Annotated in this window: 19 protein-coding genes; 10 read left to right on the plus strand and 9 right to left on the minus strand. The window is 67.7% G+C overall.

The window, feature by feature from the left end; translation table 11 throughout:
- Nucleotides 1-92: 92 nt before the first annotated feature.
- From BHE97_RS14935 to modA, 7 genes are all read right to left on the minus strand, one after another.
- Nucleotides 93-1,004, minus strand: a complete 912-nt coding sequence (locus BHE97_RS14935; protein WP_087624825.1) for a tyrosine recombinase XerC — start codon at nucleotides 1,002-1,004, stop codon at nucleotides 93-95.
- A gap of 8 nt (nucleotides 1,005-1,012) precedes the next feature.
- On the minus strand, nucleotides 1,013-1,264 hold the full coding sequence (locus tag BHE97_RS14940; RefSeq protein ID WP_087624826.1) for a MoaD/ThiS family protein: 252 nt from the start codon (nucleotides 1,262-1,264) through the stop codon (nucleotides 1,013-1,015).
- Between the two features lies 1 nt (nucleotide 1,265).
- A complete protein-coding gene (gene moaA / locus BHE97_RS14945) occupies nucleotides 1,266-2,300 on the minus strand; it encodes a GTP 3',8-cyclase MoaA (protein ID WP_087624827.1) in 1,035 nt (344 codons plus the stop codon).
- A 43-nt stretch (nucleotides 2,301-2,343) separates the two neighbouring features.
- Nucleotides 2,344-2,742 carry a TOBE domain-containing protein gene (locus tag BHE97_RS14950; protein ID WP_087624828.1) on the minus strand — a complete coding sequence of 133 codons (399 nt, stop codon included), beginning with the start codon at nucleotides 2,740-2,742 and terminating at the stop codon, nucleotides 2,344-2,346.
- A 104-nt stretch (nucleotides 2,743-2,846) separates the two neighbouring features.
- A complete protein-coding gene (locus BHE97_RS14955) occupies nucleotides 2,847-3,926 on the minus strand; it encodes an ATP-binding cassette domain-containing protein (protein WP_236757717.1) in 1,080 nt (359 codons plus the stop codon).
- The gene (locus BHE97_RS14960; RefSeq protein WP_236757718.1) at nucleotides 3,923-4,711 is read right to left on the minus strand and encodes an ABC transporter permease; all 789 of its coding nucleotides are present in this window, start codon (nucleotides 4,709-4,711) and stop codon (nucleotides 3,923-3,925) included. Before BHE97_RS14960 ends, BHE97_RS14955 begins: the two co-directional genes overlap by 4 nt.
- Nucleotide 4,712: 1 nt before the next feature.
- On the minus strand, nucleotides 4,713-5,495 hold the full coding sequence (modA, locus tag BHE97_RS14965; protein WP_087624829.1) for a molybdate ABC transporter substrate-binding protein: 783 nt from the start codon (nucleotides 5,493-5,495) through the stop codon (nucleotides 4,713-4,715).
- Between the two features lie 269 nt (nucleotides 5,496-5,764).
- Between modA and glp the strand changes: the two genes are divergently transcribed.
- The 4 genes from glp to BHE97_RS14985 are packed head-to-tail and all read left to right on the plus strand — an operon-like array spanning nucleotide 5,765 to nucleotide 8,337.
- On the plus strand, nucleotides 5,765-6,964 hold the full coding sequence (gene glp, locus BHE97_RS20460; protein ID WP_087624830.1) for a gephyrin-like molybdotransferase Glp: 1,200 nt from the start codon (nucleotides 5,765-5,767) through the stop codon (nucleotides 6,962-6,964).
- Nucleotides 6,943-7,425: a cyclic pyranopterin monophosphate synthase MoaC gene (gene moaC, locus BHE97_RS14975; protein WP_201791472.1), complete on the plus strand. Its 483-nt coding sequence runs from the start codon at nucleotides 6,943-6,945 to the stop codon at nucleotides 7,423-7,425. The genes glp and moaC overlap by 22 nt, the downstream gene beginning before the upstream one ends.
- Entirely contained in the window at nucleotides 7,418-7,927 is a 510-nt protein-coding gene (locus BHE97_RS14980; protein ID WP_087624831.1) for a MogA/MoaB family molybdenum cofactor biosynthesis protein, read from the plus strand. Before moaC ends, BHE97_RS14980 begins: the two co-directional genes overlap by 8 nt.
- On the plus strand, nucleotides 7,924-8,337 hold the full coding sequence (locus BHE97_RS14985; RefSeq protein ID WP_087624832.1) for a molybdenum cofactor biosynthesis protein MoaE: 414 nt from the start codon (nucleotides 7,924-7,926) through the stop codon (nucleotides 8,335-8,337). Before BHE97_RS14980 ends, BHE97_RS14985 begins: the two co-directional genes overlap by 4 nt.
- Here BHE97_RS14985 and BHE97_RS14990 read toward each other — a convergent pair.
- Nucleotides 8,324-9,739 carry an amidohydrolase family protein gene (locus tag BHE97_RS14990; RefSeq protein WP_087624833.1) on the minus strand — a complete coding sequence of 472 codons (1,416 nt, stop codon included), beginning with the start codon at nucleotides 9,737-9,739 and terminating at the stop codon, nucleotides 8,324-8,326. The two genes, BHE97_RS14985 and BHE97_RS14990, sit on opposite strands and share 14 nt — an antisense overlap.
- Before the next feature lie 273 nt (nucleotides 9,740-10,012).
- Here BHE97_RS14990 and BHE97_RS14995 point away from each other — a divergent pair, with 273 nt between their 5' ends.
- From BHE97_RS14995 to BHE97_RS15010, 4 genes are read left to right on the plus strand one after another with little or no spacing between them, the layout of a single operon-like run.
- The gene (locus BHE97_RS14995) at nucleotides 10,013-11,083 is read left to right on the plus strand and encodes an ABC transporter substrate-binding protein (protein ID WP_087624834.1); all 1,071 of its coding nucleotides are present in this window, start codon (nucleotides 10,013-10,015) and stop codon (nucleotides 11,081-11,083) included.
- 6 nt (nucleotides 11,084-11,089) lie between these two features.
- Nucleotides 11,090-11,911 carry an ABC transporter ATP-binding protein gene (locus tag BHE97_RS15000; RefSeq protein WP_087624835.1) on the plus strand — a complete coding sequence of 274 codons (822 nt, stop codon included), beginning with the start codon at nucleotides 11,090-11,092 and terminating at the stop codon, nucleotides 11,909-11,911.
- Between the two features lie 3 nt (nucleotides 11,912-11,914).
- Entirely contained in the window at nucleotides 11,915-12,721 is an 807-nt protein-coding gene (locus BHE97_RS15005) for an ABC transporter permease subunit (RefSeq protein WP_087624836.1), read from the plus strand.
- Nucleotides 12,718-13,557 carry an ABC transporter permease subunit gene (locus BHE97_RS15010; protein ID WP_087624837.1) on the plus strand — a complete coding sequence of 280 codons (840 nt, stop codon included), beginning with the start codon at nucleotides 12,718-12,720 and terminating at the stop codon, nucleotides 13,555-13,557. The genes BHE97_RS15005 and BHE97_RS15010 overlap by 4 nt, the downstream gene beginning before the upstream one ends.
- 13 nt (nucleotides 13,558-13,570) lie before the next feature.
- On the opposite strand, the gene BHE97_RS15015 is transcribed toward BHE97_RS15010, so the two are convergent.
- Nucleotides 13,571-14,173 (minus strand): helix-turn-helix domain-containing protein, encoded by a 603-nt coding sequence (locus BHE97_RS15015; RefSeq protein WP_201791465.1) that lies wholly within the window; start codon nucleotides 14,171-14,173, stop codon nucleotides 13,571-13,573.
- Nucleotides 14,174-14,206: 33 nt separating this feature from the next.
- On the opposite strand from BHE97_RS15015, the gene BHE97_RS15020 reads away from it, so the two are divergent.
- On the plus strand, nucleotides 14,207-15,277 hold the full coding sequence (locus tag BHE97_RS15020; RefSeq protein ID WP_087624838.1) for an adenosine deaminase: 1,071 nt from the start codon (nucleotides 14,207-14,209) through the stop codon (nucleotides 15,275-15,277).
- On the plus strand, nucleotides 15,274-16,317 hold the full coding sequence (locus tag BHE97_RS15025; protein WP_087624839.1) for a 2-oxoglutarate and iron-dependent oxygenase domain-containing protein: 1,044 nt from the start codon (nucleotides 15,274-15,276) through the stop codon (nucleotides 16,315-16,317). Before BHE97_RS15020 ends, BHE97_RS15025 begins: the two co-directional genes overlap by 4 nt.
- The last annotated feature ends 21 nt before the right edge of the window (nucleotides 16,318-16,338 follow it).

Raw genomic sequence — 16,338 nt, forward strand, 5'->3', positions numbered from 1 at the left:
TTGGACGGTGAAGTGCCCGATTTCACCGTCCAAACGTCACACTCAACGGGTTCCGCTTCGCACCTCGGTGGTCCCCCCTCAAGGTGACCGGCTCAGGCTCGGGGGTGAGATTGGCGGTAGGCGGCGCGCAGGCGTTCGTTGGTCACATGCGTGTAGATCTGCGTCGTGCCCAAGGAGGCGTGTCCGAGGATCTCCTGTACTGAACGCAGATCGGCACCCCCTTCGAGCAGATGTGTCGCCGCGGTGTGCCGGAGTCCGTGTGGCCCGAGATCGGGCACCCCCTCGACGGCGCCCAGACGACGGTGCACCACCTGCCGGACCGTGCGAGGGTCGATGCGGGCACCCCGTACTCCTAGGAACAGAGCCGGACCGCTCGCCGCGGTGGCGAGCGCGGTGCGGCCCTGGCTCAACCACCGTTCGAGTGCTTCGGCGGCCGGCACACCGTAGGGCACTGTCCGCTCCTTGCGCCCCTTGCCCAGTACGCGCAGTACTCGTCGCTCGCGATCGACATCGTCAACATCGGCACCGGCCAACTCGCCGACCCGGATTCCCGTGGCGTACAGCACCTCCACGATTGCGAGATCGCGCCATCCGACCGGGTCATCCGCGGGTACAGCCTCGATGACCGCACGGATGTCCTGCTGGCTGACGGCCACCGGCAACTCCCGGTGCGCCTTGGGAGACGCCAGCAGCACCCCCGCGTCTTGCTCGGCACGACCCGTCCGCACCAACCAGGCGGTGAACACCCGGACCGCCGTCGACCGACGTGCCAGCGTCGTCCGAGCCGCACCTCGTGTCTTGAGCGAGGCCAACCAGCTGCGCAGAGCGCGCAGGTCGAGACCGGCCGGGTCGGTGATCCGGAGGCGTTCGGCGTGGACCGCTAGCGAGCGCAGATCGGTCAGGTAGGCCCGGACCGAGTGTTCGGAGAGGTCGCGCTCCCGGCGTAGATGATGCTCGTATTCACCGAGCACTGCGCTCCAGCGCTCGCCGAGGTGCTCGCCCATGGCGGATCTCAGCCTCCAGCGAAGGGCGGGAGGAGATCGACGGTCTGCGCACCCTCGACGCGTCCTCCCGACGAGCGACGCTCGCCGTCCACGAGCACCGAGCATCCCTCAAGGACCCGTCGAGCCCCCGGGGCATATCCGCTCAGCGCCTCGATGATCGCACCGACGGTGGTGGGATCGTTCAGATCGAGCTCCTCGAGACCGAACTCGGCACGTCCCACCGAGTGACGCGCGGCGGCGAACAGGCGGATACGGGTCACCTCAACCGCCGATCTGGCTCATCGACCGCTCGGGGGCCTCGAAATGCTCGTCGATGCCGTGGCCGGCGGGCTTGCCCCACATGGCCTCGCGCCAGAGATCGGCGATCGCGTCGTCATCGGCTCCCTCACGGAGCGGACCCAGCAGATCAGTCTCGGTGCGCGCGAACAGGCAGTGGCGGATGGTGCCCTGCGAGGTCAGGCGCGTACGCCGGCAATCGGCGCAGAAGGGCTCACTGATCGAGGCGATGATGCCGATGGTCCCGCGAGTCGTTCCGTCCTCGCCCAGCACTTCGAATCGCTCGGCGGGCGCACCCTCGCGAGGGGCCGGGTGCGGACGCAGCCGATAGCCCGCCTCATCGAGGATCTCTCGGACGCGTGCCGCGGGCACGAAGGTGCGCGCATCCCACACCCGGTCGGCATCGAGGGGCATCTGCTCGATGAAGCGGAGCTCGAAGTCGCGGTCGAGACACCACTCGAGGAGTTGCGCGGCATCCTCGCCGTCATTGATACCGGGCATGAGCACCGCGTTGACCTTGATCGGCGAGAGTCCCGCCGCCTCCGCCGCATCGATGCCCTCCAGCACGCGGGGCAGCAGCGAACGCCGGCTGAGCAGCTCTGCATGGGTCGGATCCAAGGTGTCGAGGGAGACATTGATCCGCTGCAGGCCCGCGTCCGCGAGCGCCTGGGCTCTCGAGGCCAAGCCGACGGCATTGGTCGTCAGGCTCAGGTCGACATCGAGCTCGGACAGATCCCCGACGATCTCGATGAGATCGCGCCGCAGCAATGGCTCACCACCGGTCAGCCGGACGGAGCGTACGCCCAGATCGCGTACGGCGATGCTCGTGAGACGCGCGATCTCGGCGCGTGTCATCAACGATTCGTCGGGAGCGAGCGGCAGTCCCTCCGCCGGCATGCAATAGGTGCAGCGAAGATTACATCGCTCGGTGAGCGAGATGCGCAGGTCGTCGGCGACCCGACCGTGACGATCGGCCAGCGGACGTGCCACGGGAGTCGGCAGCATCACTGAGGCAGCCATGCGTCCAGTATGACCCAGGGCACCACGGCGCCCCGGACGGCACTCACCGCGCGTCGTCGCTGGTCTCGACGATGACCGTCGTGGCCTTGACGACCGCCACGGCCACGACGCCGGGCTCGAGTCCGAGTTCTCGCACCGATTCGGTGCTCATCAGCGAGACCACGCGGTGCGGTCCGCACTGCAACTCGACCTGCGACATCACTGTGTCGCTCACGACCTCGGTGACGATTCCCACGAGACGATTGCGCGCCGATCGCGCAACGCCGAGCCCGTCCGAAGGCACCACCGCATGCTCGCGCGCGTAGCGTCCGAGGCTCGCACCATCGACAGATGCCGGGGATCCGCCGCCGGATTCCAATGCCCCCGAGGACAGCAGCCGCCGCACCGTGTCGTCACTGACTCCGAGGAATCTCGCCGCCTCGGCCACGCGAATCTGCGTCATGGCCGCTCAGTCTAGTGTCCGCACCTCCGAGGAGCGGTGACGTACGCACCCCTCGCGGCGATCGAGACGTGCGTACGTCACCGCCCCGGAGGTGCGCCGAGGGATCAGGCCGGATAGGTCGTGACCTCGGTCGCCTTGACCACCGCGACGACCTCGGTCCCCGGAACCAAGCCCAGCTCGGCGAGAGCCGCAGCGGTGACCTCGGCGCTCAGTTCGGCGCCACCAGGGCCAGCGACATGCACCCGCACCGTCGCCCCGCGTGGCTCCAACTCGCGGACCCGCGCAGGGATCACATTGCGGGGGCTGCCGACCGGAGCTTCGAGGTAGAGCGCGACCGCGCGCGGCGCGAACGCCGCGATCGCCGGGTGTCCCGGGACCACCGCGGCGTGCGCGACGCCGTGCATCTCGACCCCCCCGGCCGACCGCACCCCGTCCGCGGTGGCCGTTCCCGTCCACAGGTTGACATCCGCGATCGACGCGCCGAAGGCGCTGCGGGGCTGCGCCAGCACCTCGGCGGTGGGCCCCTCTTCCGCCACCCCGCCGTCCTCCAGCACGACCACCCGGTCAGCCAGGAGCAGGGCGTCGAGCACATCGTGCGTGACGATGATCGACGTCCGGTCCGCCAAGACCCGCCGCAGCATCTGCCGCACCGGCGGCACCATCGTGACGTCCAGGGCCGCCATCGGCTCGTCGAGCAGCAGCAATCGCGGCTCGGCGGCGAGAGCCCGAGCCACCGATATGCGCTGGGCCTGACCCCCGGAGAGCTGCGCAGGCTTGCGACCGGCATACTCACGGGCGCCCACCTCGTCTAACCAGCGCAACGCGGCCTCACGTGCCGCGCGCCGCGGCACCCCTCGGCTGCGCGGCCCGAAGGCGACATTCTCGGTCACCGTCAGATGCGGGAAGAGCAGAGCATCCTGAGCCAGCAGCGCGATGCCGCGAGCGTGCGGTTGGCTCCACGACCCCCGGCCACCGGTGTCCAGATCGAAAAGGGTCTCGGTGCCGAGGCGTGCGCTGCCCCGGTCGGGACGAAGAGTCCCCGCGATCGTCGACAGCAGCGTGGACTTGCCGGCGCCATTGGGTCCGAGGACCGCGACGGTCTCCCCGGCTTCGATCTCGATCCGTAGTTCCACACCTCGATCACCGAGGGCGATCTCACACGTCAATGCCGGTGCGTCCGTCACATCTGCCCCCTCGACCCACGCACGAGCCCGATGACGAGCACTGCCACCACCACCAGGACCAGTGACAGTGCCACGGCGGCATCGGGATCGACCTCGCGCTGGAGGTAGATCTCCAAGGGCAGGGTACGTGTCACGCCCTGCAGGCTGCCGGCGAAGGTGATCGTGGCGCCGAACTCTCCCAGTGCCCGCGCGAAGGCGAGGATCGCGCCCGAGGCGAGACCCGGCAACACCAGCGGCAGCGTCACGCGCCGCAGGACAGTGGTCGGCTTGGCGCCCAGCGTCGCTGCGACGATGTCGTAACGCCGACCCGCTGTGCGCAGGGTGCCCTCGAGGCTGACAACGAGGAAGGGCAACGACACGAAGGTCTGGGCGATAACCACGGCCACGGTCGAGAAGGCGATCTGCAGGCCCACGACCTCCAGATGCTCGCCCAGCAGGCCCCTGCGCCCGAAGGTGTAGAGCAAGGCGATGCCGCCGACCACTGGCGGCAGCACCATCGGCAACAGGACGAGCGAACGCAGCACCGACTGTCCCGCGAAGCGGGTTCGTGCGAGCACCACGGCCATCGGCACGCCGAGGACGACGCACGCCACCGTGCTGATCGACGCCGTGACCAGACTCAACCTCAGGGCAGCCACCGACGACTCGGAGGTGATCAGGGAGATGAACTGCGACCAGTCGACACGGGCCATCAGCGCGAGCAGCGGGAGCAGCACGAAAGCCGCTCCCGCCGCCGCGGGGACATAAACCCAGGCCGGCAGGCCGGAGTACTGCGAAGATCTCACGTCACTCAGACTGCACGAAGCCCGCCTCGCCGAGCACCTCCCGGCCCGTCGGGCCCAGCACGAAGTCGACGAAGCGCTGTGCCATGTCTCCGTGCTCACTGCCGGCGAGGACCGCGATCGGATAGTCATTGACGGCGTCGGCAGCTTCCGGGAAGGAGATGCTCTCCACCGCGTCGCCCGCGCCCACCGCATCGGTGACGTACACCAGGCCGGCGTCGGCCTCCCCAGAGGTGACCTTGGCGAGCACATCGGTCACGGCGGACTCCTCGCTCGCGGGGCTCAAGGTGATTCCCGAGCTCTCCTCCACCTCCTTGGTCGCCGCTCCACACGGCACCTCCGGTGCGCAGATGACCAGCGTGATGTCCTCAGCGGCGAGATCCTCGAAACCCTCGATGCCCTTCGGGTTCCCCGGAGCGGTGACGATCTGGAGCGTATTGGCGGCGAACAGCGTGGGTTCACCCTCCACGAGGTCGTCGTCCGTGGCCTTCTGCATGTTCTTCTCATCGGCCGAGGCGAAGACATCCGCCGGCGACCCGTTCTGGATCTGAGCCACGAGATCGGAGGATCCCGCGAAGTTGAACTCGACCGAGACGCCTTCGTTCTCTGACTCGAATCTCTCACCCAGCTCGGTGAAGGTGCTGGTCAGCGATGCCGCCGCGAAGACCGTCAGTGTGACCTCCTCGCTGCCCGCCGCTGTCGAGTCACCGTCATCCCCATCGCCACCGCACGCGTTCAGCCCACCGATCAGCGCGAGCACGGCTGCCATACTCAGAATTCGTCTCATGGATGATGATTCTACTCATATGCGTTGTTTCAAGTTTAATATCCCCGCATTTACGCACACCGTCGTGGTGGCGGCTGAGAGGGTTCGTGGCGATGGGAGGAGCCATAGGCCTTCCCCGGTCCCGCGAGCGGTGCTCGTTCGCCCTCTTACCACTCGAATCGGGACGAATCTGCAGCACTCGCTGGCCCCATGCTCGCTTCGCGGCGCCCCATACCCGGCGGCATACCCACCGGCCGACCATCGGCCGAGACAGCCGGTAGCGTTCGAGCATGACCGTGAGCCTGGAGACACACCGCACTGAGGTCGAGCGGCTGCTCAACCTCGCCGACGAGAAGCGCCAGACCCGGTCATCGGTCTTGTGTCCCCTTTCCGAGGCGCTCGGGCGTCGACTGGTCCGCGATGTCCTCGCACCCGGGGACCTCCCGGCATTCGACAACTCCCAGATGGATGGATTCGCCGTTCGGAGCACAGATCTGCGCCCAGCGGAGACCGCGCCGGTGACGCTCCCGGTCTCCGCCCCGATCGCCGCCGGCGCCGCGGCCGTCTCCCTGGCGCCCGGCACCGCCGCCCCGATCATGACAGGGGCGCCGATTCCCGCAGGGGCCGATGCCGTGATCCCGATCGAGCGCACCCGGCCGGGCGATTTCTCCGCCCCGGACGTCACCTTCGACACGCCCGCGCCCCCAGGACAGTACGTCCGTCCCCGCGGAGACGACATTCGCGCGGGAGCGGTCCTCATGCCTGCCGGCACCTCGATCTCGGTGGCGGGCATCGGGGCCCTCACCGGGGCCGGCCTGACGTCGGTCGAGGTCGAGCCGCGGATGAGGATCGCGATCATCAGCACCGGCGATGAGATCGCCAACGGGCAGATCCCCGACTCGAACAGCGCCGCGCTCGCCGCCGCCTCTGCCGAGATCGGCACGCAGGTCGATCGCTTCATCTGCGCGGACTCCCCCGCTGAGTTCGCCGCCGTGCTCGATGGCCTGGACCATGATCTGGCGATCACCATCGGCGGGGTCAGCGCCGGCGCCTATGAGGTGGTGCGTCAGGTGCTCTCCCCCCTGCCTGACGCCTGGTTCGACCACATCCCGCTTCAACCCGGCGGTCCCCAAGGCCACGCCGTGCGCGATGGTCTGCCGATCCTGTGCCTGCCGGGAAATCCGGTCAGCTCCTTGCTGTCCTTCGAGTTGTTCATCCGCCCCGGACTCGCACGCCGATGCGGACAGGTCGCTCCCGACCGCCCCAGCGGCACGGCGCCCCTCGCCGAACCTCTGACCTCGATTCCCGGCAAGCTCCAGGTGCGGCGCGGGACCCTCGACGAACACGGACAAGTGCAGGTGATCGGCGGTGCGGGCTCGCACCTGCTGGCCGCCTATGCCGTCGCCACCCACCTGATCTTCCTGCCCGCCGAGATCGAGGAGTTAGCCGCCGGCGATACAGTGACGTGGTGGAGGATCGCAGCGCTCTGAGCCATTACCGCGAGGATGGCTCAGCCCATATGGTCGATGTCTCGGCCAAGCAGCCGACCACCCGCACCGCAGTGGCCGAAGCCCGTTTCGTGACGCGCCCCGACGTGGTCGAACAGATCACCGACGGCCGTCTCCCCAAGGGTGAGGCACTCGCCACCGCCCGGATCGCCGGCGTGCTCGCCGCCAAGCAGACGCCCATGCTGATCCCGCTCTGCCATCCCTTGCCCCTGTCGAAGATCGAGATCGACCTCCTTCCCGAGACCGATGCGGTCGTGATCCGCGCCACCGTTCGCACCACGGCTCCGACGGGAGTCGAGATGGAGGCGATGACGGCCGTGAGCGTCGCGGGGTTGACCCTCTACGACATGGTCAAGGCCGTCGACCGTGCCGCCTCGCTCGAAGGCATCCGCGTGATCTCGAAACAGGGCGGGACACACGACTGGGAGGCTGGGGATGCCTGACCCCGAGGCTCGCGTCGTCGTCGCCTCGACGAGTGCCGCACGCGGCGAGGCTGAGGACCACACCGGTCCGATGATCGCCGCCTGGTTGCGCGAACGAGGTCTGTCTTGCGCCGATCCCGTAGTAGTCCCCGACGGCTCCCCGGTCGAGGCCGCATTGCGCGATGCCATGAGCGAGGGCGTGGCCGTGGTGCTCACGACCGGCGGTACCGGCATCGCCTCGGACGATCTGACCCCCGAGGCCACCGCCGCCGTACTGGATCGGGAGCTGCCCGGAGTCGTCGAGGCGATGCGCGCCCGCGGTCTCGAAGCGACCCCATTCGCCGCGCTGTCCCGTGGACGGGCGGGGGTCGCGGGGCGGACCTTCATAGCGAACTTGCCTGGTTCCCCTGGAGGGGTCCGCGACGGGCTGGGGGTCCTCGAGCCCTTGATGCATCACCTTCTGGCACAGCTGGGCCATCTCACCGATGACGACCCGCACCCACCCCGAGGAGAAGACCGATGAGCGTTCAGCTGGCCGATATCTGGGACGACGACCTCGAGCTGGACCAGCTCATCACCCTCGTCGGCACGCCCGGGCACGGCGCAGTGGCGACCTTCACGGGCTGCGTGCGCGATCACGACGGTGGACGGACGGTGACCCGCCTGGTCTACGAGGCGCATCCAGAGGCGGTTGCCCTCCTGCACGCCTCGGCGGCACGGATCGCGGAGCGCGGTGTCGTCGTGGCCGTCCTGCACCGGACGGGAAGCCTGGCGATCGGCGATGCGGCGATCGCCGCGGCGGTATCGGCCCCGCACCGAGGCGAGGCCTTCGCCGCGATCGCCGACCTCGTCGACGATGTCAAGTCGACCGTTCCGATCTGGAAGCACCAGTTCTATGCCGACGGATCGGACGACTGGGTCAACTCCCCCTGACCACGCGTCCCCGCACGACGACACCCCGGATCGCCGATTCCCGCAGGCCCATGAGCAGGGTGAACAGCAGCTGCCGGTGGGCCCGGTCCTCCTCATCGGCGCGCACGCCGAACTCGATCGCGCCGGCCAGGGCCTCAGTGGGTTCGATGAGCAGGAGGTCCGCCTCCTTGCCGATATCGAAGTTTCCGGTCAGCCGCTCCTGATCGAGCGCCCGCGCCCCAGCCAGCGTGGCGGCGAAGAGCAGCTCCCCCGGCGTGAGCGCGACCGACGCGCCCGCGGGCTCGGAGAGGTGCACGCCGTAGGCCGATGCGAGCACCCGGGACATCAGCCATTCATCGCCTGCCCCCACGTCCGTACCCATCGCCACGGTGACCCCCGATGCGGTGGTCCGTCGCCACGGCATCGTGCCGGATCCGAGGAACTGCTGCGATACCGGGCAATGAGCGATCGACGCGCCAGCATCGGCGAGGCGGCGCAGTTCCACATCGGCGCAGTGCACGGCGTGGGCCATGATCGTGCGCCGCCCCAGCAGCGAATCGCCACCGCGCCTGCTTCCCGGCAGGAACAACCCGTCATAGGTGTCAAGATAGTGCTCCACCCCATAGGCTGCCCGCACCGCGGCACACTCACCGTCCCCCGGTCGATCGTTCTCGCTCAGATGCGTATGCACGTACACGCCACGGTCGCGATGGCCGGTGAACAGCTCACCGAGACCCGCCAGGGTGCGCGGTGTGGTGGAGAGACTGAACCGGGGCACGATGGCGGTCTGGATCATCGCCTCGTGAGCGGGACGCTGCTCCGGATCGGTGCCGTGCCAGCGGTCGATCTCGGCCGCCACCAGACTGAGGGCCTCCTCCTCGTCGGTGAGCAGCATCGAGGCTGAAGGAGGCCCGAGTACCTGCACCCCGCGCCCGCTCACAGTCCGCAGCCCGGCGGCCAATGACTGCTCGTACAAGGCATCCTGCGCGTGCGGGAAGGCCGAGCCGAAGACCATCGCCGAGGTCGTTCCCACCGCGAGGCGCCGGGCCGTGAAGTCCGCCGCCGCCTGTCGAGCGAAGGCCTCGTCCTTGAAGCGTGCCTCCGCGGGGAAGATGCACGAGTCGAGCCACTCGAGTAACTGGCCGCCGCCGTACGCATCGGTGCTGTAGACCTGCGGGTAATGCACGTGAGTGTCGACGAATCCCGGCAGGAGGAAGGCCGCGCGGGCCACCGGGCGTTCGATGACATGACGAGGCGCCCGCCCCCACGGCCCGACCCATTCGATACGTCCCTGCCGGTCGACCGCGATCGCGCCATCGCGCTCGCTGACCACGTGTGCATCGACCGCGGCGCTGTGCGGGCTTCCCGCGATATGGAACAGGTGCCCCCGGTAGGTGCGATGACGATCCTGCACGGTGTCCATGGCCACCCCTCTCCGGCTGTCGGGCACCCCACTGTAGGACCATTCGACATCACGGTACGGAGCAGAATCAGCCACGCCACAAGAATTAGCGCGGATGTAACGCGGCCCGGGCTCGGCGCTTCGCCTGCGACGGCGACCCTCGGAGGATGCCGGGACCGCAACATGCTCGCCGAAACCGTAACCACCGCGAAATCACCCGGCACTCGAAGCGCAACGCGGGATCTGGAAGCTGTCCTTCCGTAGACACATCGTGACCTTCTCCAGGGAGTGCATATGACCAATCGGACCGCTCAAGGTCGAGCCGCCCGCGGACGCCTCGCCGCACTCGGCATCACCGCAGCGCTCGTTCTCACCGCCTGCGGCGGTGGCAGCGACGACACCTCCGAGGGTGGGGACAGCGACCTCGGAGATGTCACGGTGCAGTTGTCCTGGGTCAAGAACGCCGAATTCGCGGGCGAGTTCTTCGCCGAGGAGAACGGCTACTTCGCCGATGCCGGCCTGGGGACCGTGACACTGGTTCCCGGTCCGGGCGCGACAGAGAATCTCGTCGCCTCCGGGGAAGCCGACTTCGGTACGGCCAATGCTGTCTCGACCGGACAGGTGATCGCCGAGGAAGGCGCGCCTCTGAAGATCGTCGGCAGCAAGTTCCAGCGCAACCCCTTCACCATCCTGTCGCTGACGGACGGCGCCGATATCGCGACCCCCGAGGACCTCGTCGGCAAGACCATCGGCGTCCAGCCCGGTGGTAATGAGGCCCTGTTCTCCGCGCTCCTCGAGGTCAACGACATCGATGAGGCCGATGTCGAGACGGTCCCGGTCGAATATGACCCGTCACCCCTGGTCGACGGCGAGGTGGACGGATTCTTCGCCTATGTCACCAATGAGTCCATCACCGTGGAGGAGCTCGGCCACGAGGTCACCAATCTGCTGCTCAATGACAACGGTCTTCCCTTCGTGGCAGAGGCCATCATCGCCACCGATGAGACCATCAGCGAGCGCCCGGAGGTCGTCAAGGCCTATCTGGAGGCATCGATCCGGGGATGGCAGGACGCCCTGGCCGATCCCGACGAAGGGGCTCGCCTGGCCGTCGAGGTCTACGGCAAGGATCTGGACCTCGACATGACCAAGGAAGCCCGCCAGGCCGAGATCCAGAATGAACTCGTGCTCACCGATGATGTCGAGCAGAACGGGCTGTTCACCATCACCGATCAGCTGATGAACGAGAGCATCGACAGCCTCGCACGCGCCGGCATCGAGGTCACCGTGGACGACCTGTTCGACCTGTCTCTCCTCGAGGAGCTCCTTGAAGAGCAGCCCGAGCTACGTTCGATAACCGCCTCCTGATCGACGATGCCCGGTCCAGCACAGCACGCCGTCGCCGGCCGAGTCGACTCGGTCGGCGACGGCGTCCACATCAAGAATCTGAACAAGTCGTTCTCCCTGGGCCGAGGTCAGACGTTGACCGCCCTGCAGGATGTCACGCTCATGACCGACAAGGGCAGCTTCCTGTCGCTGCTGGGACCGTCGGGATGCGGCAAGTCCACGATCCTGCGGATCCTGGCCGGACTCGAAGGACCCACCAGCGGCACAGCCCTGGTCGAGGGTCAATCACCGCTGGAACTCCGACGCGGACATCAGCTCGGCATCGCGTTCCAGGACTCGGCCTTGTTGCCGTGGCGCAGCGTGATGGCCAATATCCGCCTGCCCTTCGAGGTCTCCGGGGTCGCGGTGGACGACTCACTGGTCGACGAGCTGATCGAACTGGTCGGCCTCACGGGGTTCGAGAAGGCCAAACCCGGTCAACTGTCCGGTGGGATGCGCCAACGGGTCTCGATCGCGCGCGCCCTCGCCGTACAACCCTCGGTCCTGCTCCTCGATGAGCCCTTCGGGGCACTCGACGACATGACACGACAGCGCCTGAATCTGGAATTGCTGCGCATCTGGACCGAGAAGCCGGCGACGACATTGATGGTGACGCATGGCATCTCCGAGGCGATCTTCCTGTCCGATCAGGTGGCCGTCATGAGCGCACGGCCCGGTCGCGTCGCGGAGATCATCGATGTCGACCTTCCACGTCCGCGCACCCCGGAGATGATGCGCACACCGCGCTTCCACGAGTTGCACGACCGGGCCTCCGAACTGTTGTTCGGCGGCCCCGGCGCGGAGCACTGACCTATGGCGACCTTCGGTGCCATCGTGCCGTCATCGCGCTGGACATCAGCAGGACTCGGTGTGATCGGACTCGCGTCGGTCATCGCACTGTGGTGGATCGCAGCCGCCACCGTTCTCTCCGACGCCCGCATCCCGACCCCTCCCGGGGTCGTGTCGACGATTGTCGATGACGGAGTGGGCTTCTACTGGCGGCACTTCTCCGTCACGATCAACGAGGCCTCCCTCGGTTTCCTCTACGGGAACGTGGCCGCACTGGTCTTGGCCTCGGTGGTACTCGTGCTGCCCTTCACCGAACAGCTCATCACACAGATCGCCGTCGTGACCTACTGCATCCCGATCGTCGCCATCGCCCCGGTGGTCTCGCTCGTCGTGGGCATCCCCTCCCCCGGCGAGCCCTCCGGCACCGCGATCGCCCTCGCCGTCCTGTCGGTGTTCTTCACCACCGTCGTCGGGACACTCCTAGGACTGCGATCGGCCGACCGAGCGAGCCTCGACGTGGTCACCGTCTATGGGGGCACCCGGTTGACGCAACTGCGCAAGGTACGTCTCATCGCCGCGCTGCCCGCCATCTTGAGCGCGCTGCAGATCGCGGCTCCCGCGGCCTTCCTCGGCGCGATCCTCGGCGAGTACATCGGCAGCGTCGAGCGGGGCGTCGGACCCGCGCTCATCGTGGCCCAACAGAATGTCAACGTCGAACGCGCGTGGGCGATCGGCCTGCTGTGCGCATTGGTCGCCGGGCTGGCCTATGCCGTGTTCGGCCTCCTGGCGCGCCTCGCCGCCCCCTGGTCGAAAGGAGCAGCGGCACGATGAGCGCCCCCGTGATCCACCGGACATCGGCTGGTCAGCGCAGCTGGTCCACCATCATCGCGCTGCTCCGTGGGGTAGGCAGCCTCATGCTGATCATCGCCATCATCGGCGTCCTCTGGGTCGGGTTGCTCCAGGTCTTCGACGTCTCCGACTATGTGGGCAAGAATCCGGCCGATGTGTGGGAGTACCTGTTCACCACGCCGGAGGCCGCCGAGCACCGCGCCGATATCGCCAGCCTGTTGGCGGTGACCCTGAGAGACGCGGCCGTCGGCTTCGTCGCCGGCCTGCTCGCAGCGAGTGCGTTGGCGACGGCCGTCGTGACCAGTCGAGTCGTCGAAGCCGGTGTCATGCCGATCGCCTTGATCCTGCGGTCCGTGCCACTCATCGCCCTGGCACCGATCATCATCCTGCTGGTCGGGCGCGGAGTGGGCGTCGTGGCCACCATGGGCGGCATCGTCGTGCTGTTCCCGGCCCTCGTGACGATCGTCTTCGGCTTGCGTTCGGTCACCGATCAGATGCGCGATGTCGTCTTCGTCTACGGTGGTTCGAATCTCGACGTCCTCCTCAAGGTCGCGATCCCGTCGGCGCTGCCCGCGGTGTTCTCCGCCATCCGCATCTCGGTGCCCGGGGCCTTCACCGGCGCGCTACTGGCCGAGTGGCTCGCCACGGGTGAAGGCATCGGCTACGCCGTGGTCTCCGCGGCGAACCGTTCGCAGAACACCCGCGTGTGGGCCCTGGTAGTGGTCGTCACGATCGCCTCGCTACTGCTGTACATGGTGGCGCAGCTCGTGGAGCGGATCGTCCTCGACCGTTTCGCGATGGCCGCAGGGACTGCCTGAACCGTCACGGTCGCTAGGACGCCGGGACCTCGTCGACGCTGGACAGGACGAGGTGGACCGGATCCCCACCGACCACGCTCCACCGCTCGCGCGTGCCCGCACCGAACATGATGAAGTCGCGTGGGCCGAGCTCTACCGAGTCGCCGCACTCGATCTCGATATGGAGCCGTCCCGTGATCACGTACACACCTGTGTCATTGCGCGCCTCGAACCACTCGCTGACCCACTCGTCAGCCCCGATGCGGTACTCGACCATGTGCAGCGAGGACGCCTCGTCCAGCACCAGGACCCGTCCCTCAGCGGCATCGGGACGATCCACGACCGGCAGACGGCGCCCTTCGTGGGCACGTACGACGCGCGACCCACGAGTTTGCGGAGGCGGCAGCAGGTCGCCGGGGGCGATCTGCAGTACCGAGGCCAAGCGGTACGTCGTCACCATCGACGGTGCGCTCACCCCGCGTTCGACCTGGCTCAAGAAGGGCTGGCTGACACCGGCCGCGGCGGCGAGCGCCCGCATCGATAACCCACGACTCTCGCGCAGTGCGCGCAGGCGAGCGCCGATGAGCACGGTGACTCTACGGTCCTCGTCATCGGCTGCGATCAGATCGTCGCTCACCTGTTACCTCCACGAAACCGAGCAAGCCGCACAATGATAACTGTGACTTATCAGGTAGCGGCCTCTGGGCAGCCACAGCCTAACCCACGACACCGGGTGCTCCGGGCTGTGCCCAAAGTCAGCCTGCACTGTCACCTGTTGGGAAGCGTGCGCGCCCAGACCGTCGTCGAGCTCGCGGGAAAGCACGACATATCGCTCGACGGCCGCAGCGCCGAGAACCTCTACGACCACGCGAGCTATGAGGACCTCGGCGAGTTCCTGCGGGTCCTGGATGTCGTCGGCTCGGTGGTGCGAGATCTCGATGACCTCCACCGCATCACCTACGAGTCCTTGATCGACGCCGCCGACCACCAAGTGCTCTACCGGGAGATCCAGATCAGCCCCCCAGGCCACGGCGGAGTGCCCTACCGCCGCTTGTTGGACGGCATCACCGCGGGTATGCGCGATGCGCGCACCGACGCCGGTATCGACAGCCGCATCGTGGTGGGGCTGAACCGCGAGCAATCGGTCGCTGCCGCCGATGCGCTCCTCGATGACATCATCGAACAACGCATCGACGAGGTCGTGGGCATCGGGCTCGACTATGCCGAAGCCCTCGGACCACCTGAGCCCTTCGCTCCGGTATTCCAGCGCGCCGCTTCAGCGGGCTTACAACGGACAGCACATAGCGAGACCGGCCCGCCACGACACATCGAGATCCTGCTCGATGAGCTCGGATGCAGCCGTATCGATCACGGCTACCACGTCGTCGACAACGACCGGATCACGCGTCGTTGCGCCGAGGAGGGCGTCCCCTTCATCTGCACCCCGGTGAGCTCCGATATCGGACGATACTCCGGGAGCGGCGACGGCAGCCACCGGCGCATCGCCCAGATGGTCAATGCCGGACTCGCCATCGCGATCGATTCCGATGACCCCCCGATGTTCGGCACCGACCCCACCCGGGATCTCATCGCGCTGAGCGATGCCCTCGGATACGGGCTCGAGCAGTTCGAGCGATTCACCCACACCGCCGTCGATGCCACCTGGCTCGATGACACCGACCGCGCCGCCCTGCGACAGCACGTAGAACGGCAATTCACCGCACTGAAGGAGATCCCATGACCGACTTCGCCGTACCCGTGGTCGACATCTCGGCCTATGTCGATGACGGAACCGCTGAGGACCGACAGGCCGCCGCGCGGGCCTTCGACCACGCCGCTCGCACGATCGGCTTCATCCAGATCATCGGACACGGGGTGCCCACCGCCACGACCGATGCCTTCGCCGATGCCCTCGATGCCTTCTTCGGGCTGCCGCTCGAGGCCAAGAAGGAGTACCGCACCCCGCCGGAGATCAATCGCGGCTATGCACCACCCAAGACCGAGTCGCTCAGTCTGAGCCTCGGGCTGGCCCCCTCGAACCGCATGCACGACTTCTTCGAGGCCTTCAACATCGGGGCCGCGGTGAGCGACTACCCGGGGGTCGATCTGCCCGAAGCCGACTACCCCGAGAACATCTGGCCGGACCAGGTACCGCGCTTCCGGGAGGCCGTCAGCGCGTACTTCGATGAAGCCGCTCGTGTCGCTCGCACCCTTACGCGCATGTTCGCCGACGCGCTGGGCCTGCCCGCCGACTTCTTCGCCGGTTACACCGACCACTCGCTCGACGTGCTGCGGATGAACAACTACGCTTTACCGCCCGGCGAGGTCACCCTGGACGGTGATCTCACCGGGATGGGGGCGCATACCGACTACGGAATCGTGACGGTCCTGTGGGCCGACCAGGTCGCCGGTCTGCAAGTCGTCGGTCCCGACGGCCAGTGGCACGATGTCATGCCCGCCGACGGGGCGCTGCTGGTCAACCTCGGCGATCTGATGGCCCGCTGGACCAATGAGCAGTGGCTGAGCACCGTGCACCGCGTGAAGCCGCCCATCGTCGATGGCACCATCCGCCGGCGGCGCAGCGCCGCCTTCTTCCACGACGGGGACGTTGACGCGACGATCTCGACCATCGAGTCCTGCCTAGGTGAGGGCGGCAGCCTCTACGAGCCCATCACGATCGGCGAGCACATCGCCGCGAAACTCGCCGGTTCGCGCGCAGGCGTCGCGAACAGGTCGGCTGCGCGCGAAGCCAGCCGTGTGCTCGGCGCCGACGGGAGCTGATCGCGACGGCTCCGCCCGAGG

The sequence above is a fragment of the Aeromicrobium sp. PE09-221 genome (assembly GCF_002174305.1).
GTDB lineage: Bacteria > Actinomycetota > Actinomycetes > Propionibacteriales > Nocardioidaceae > Aeromicrobium.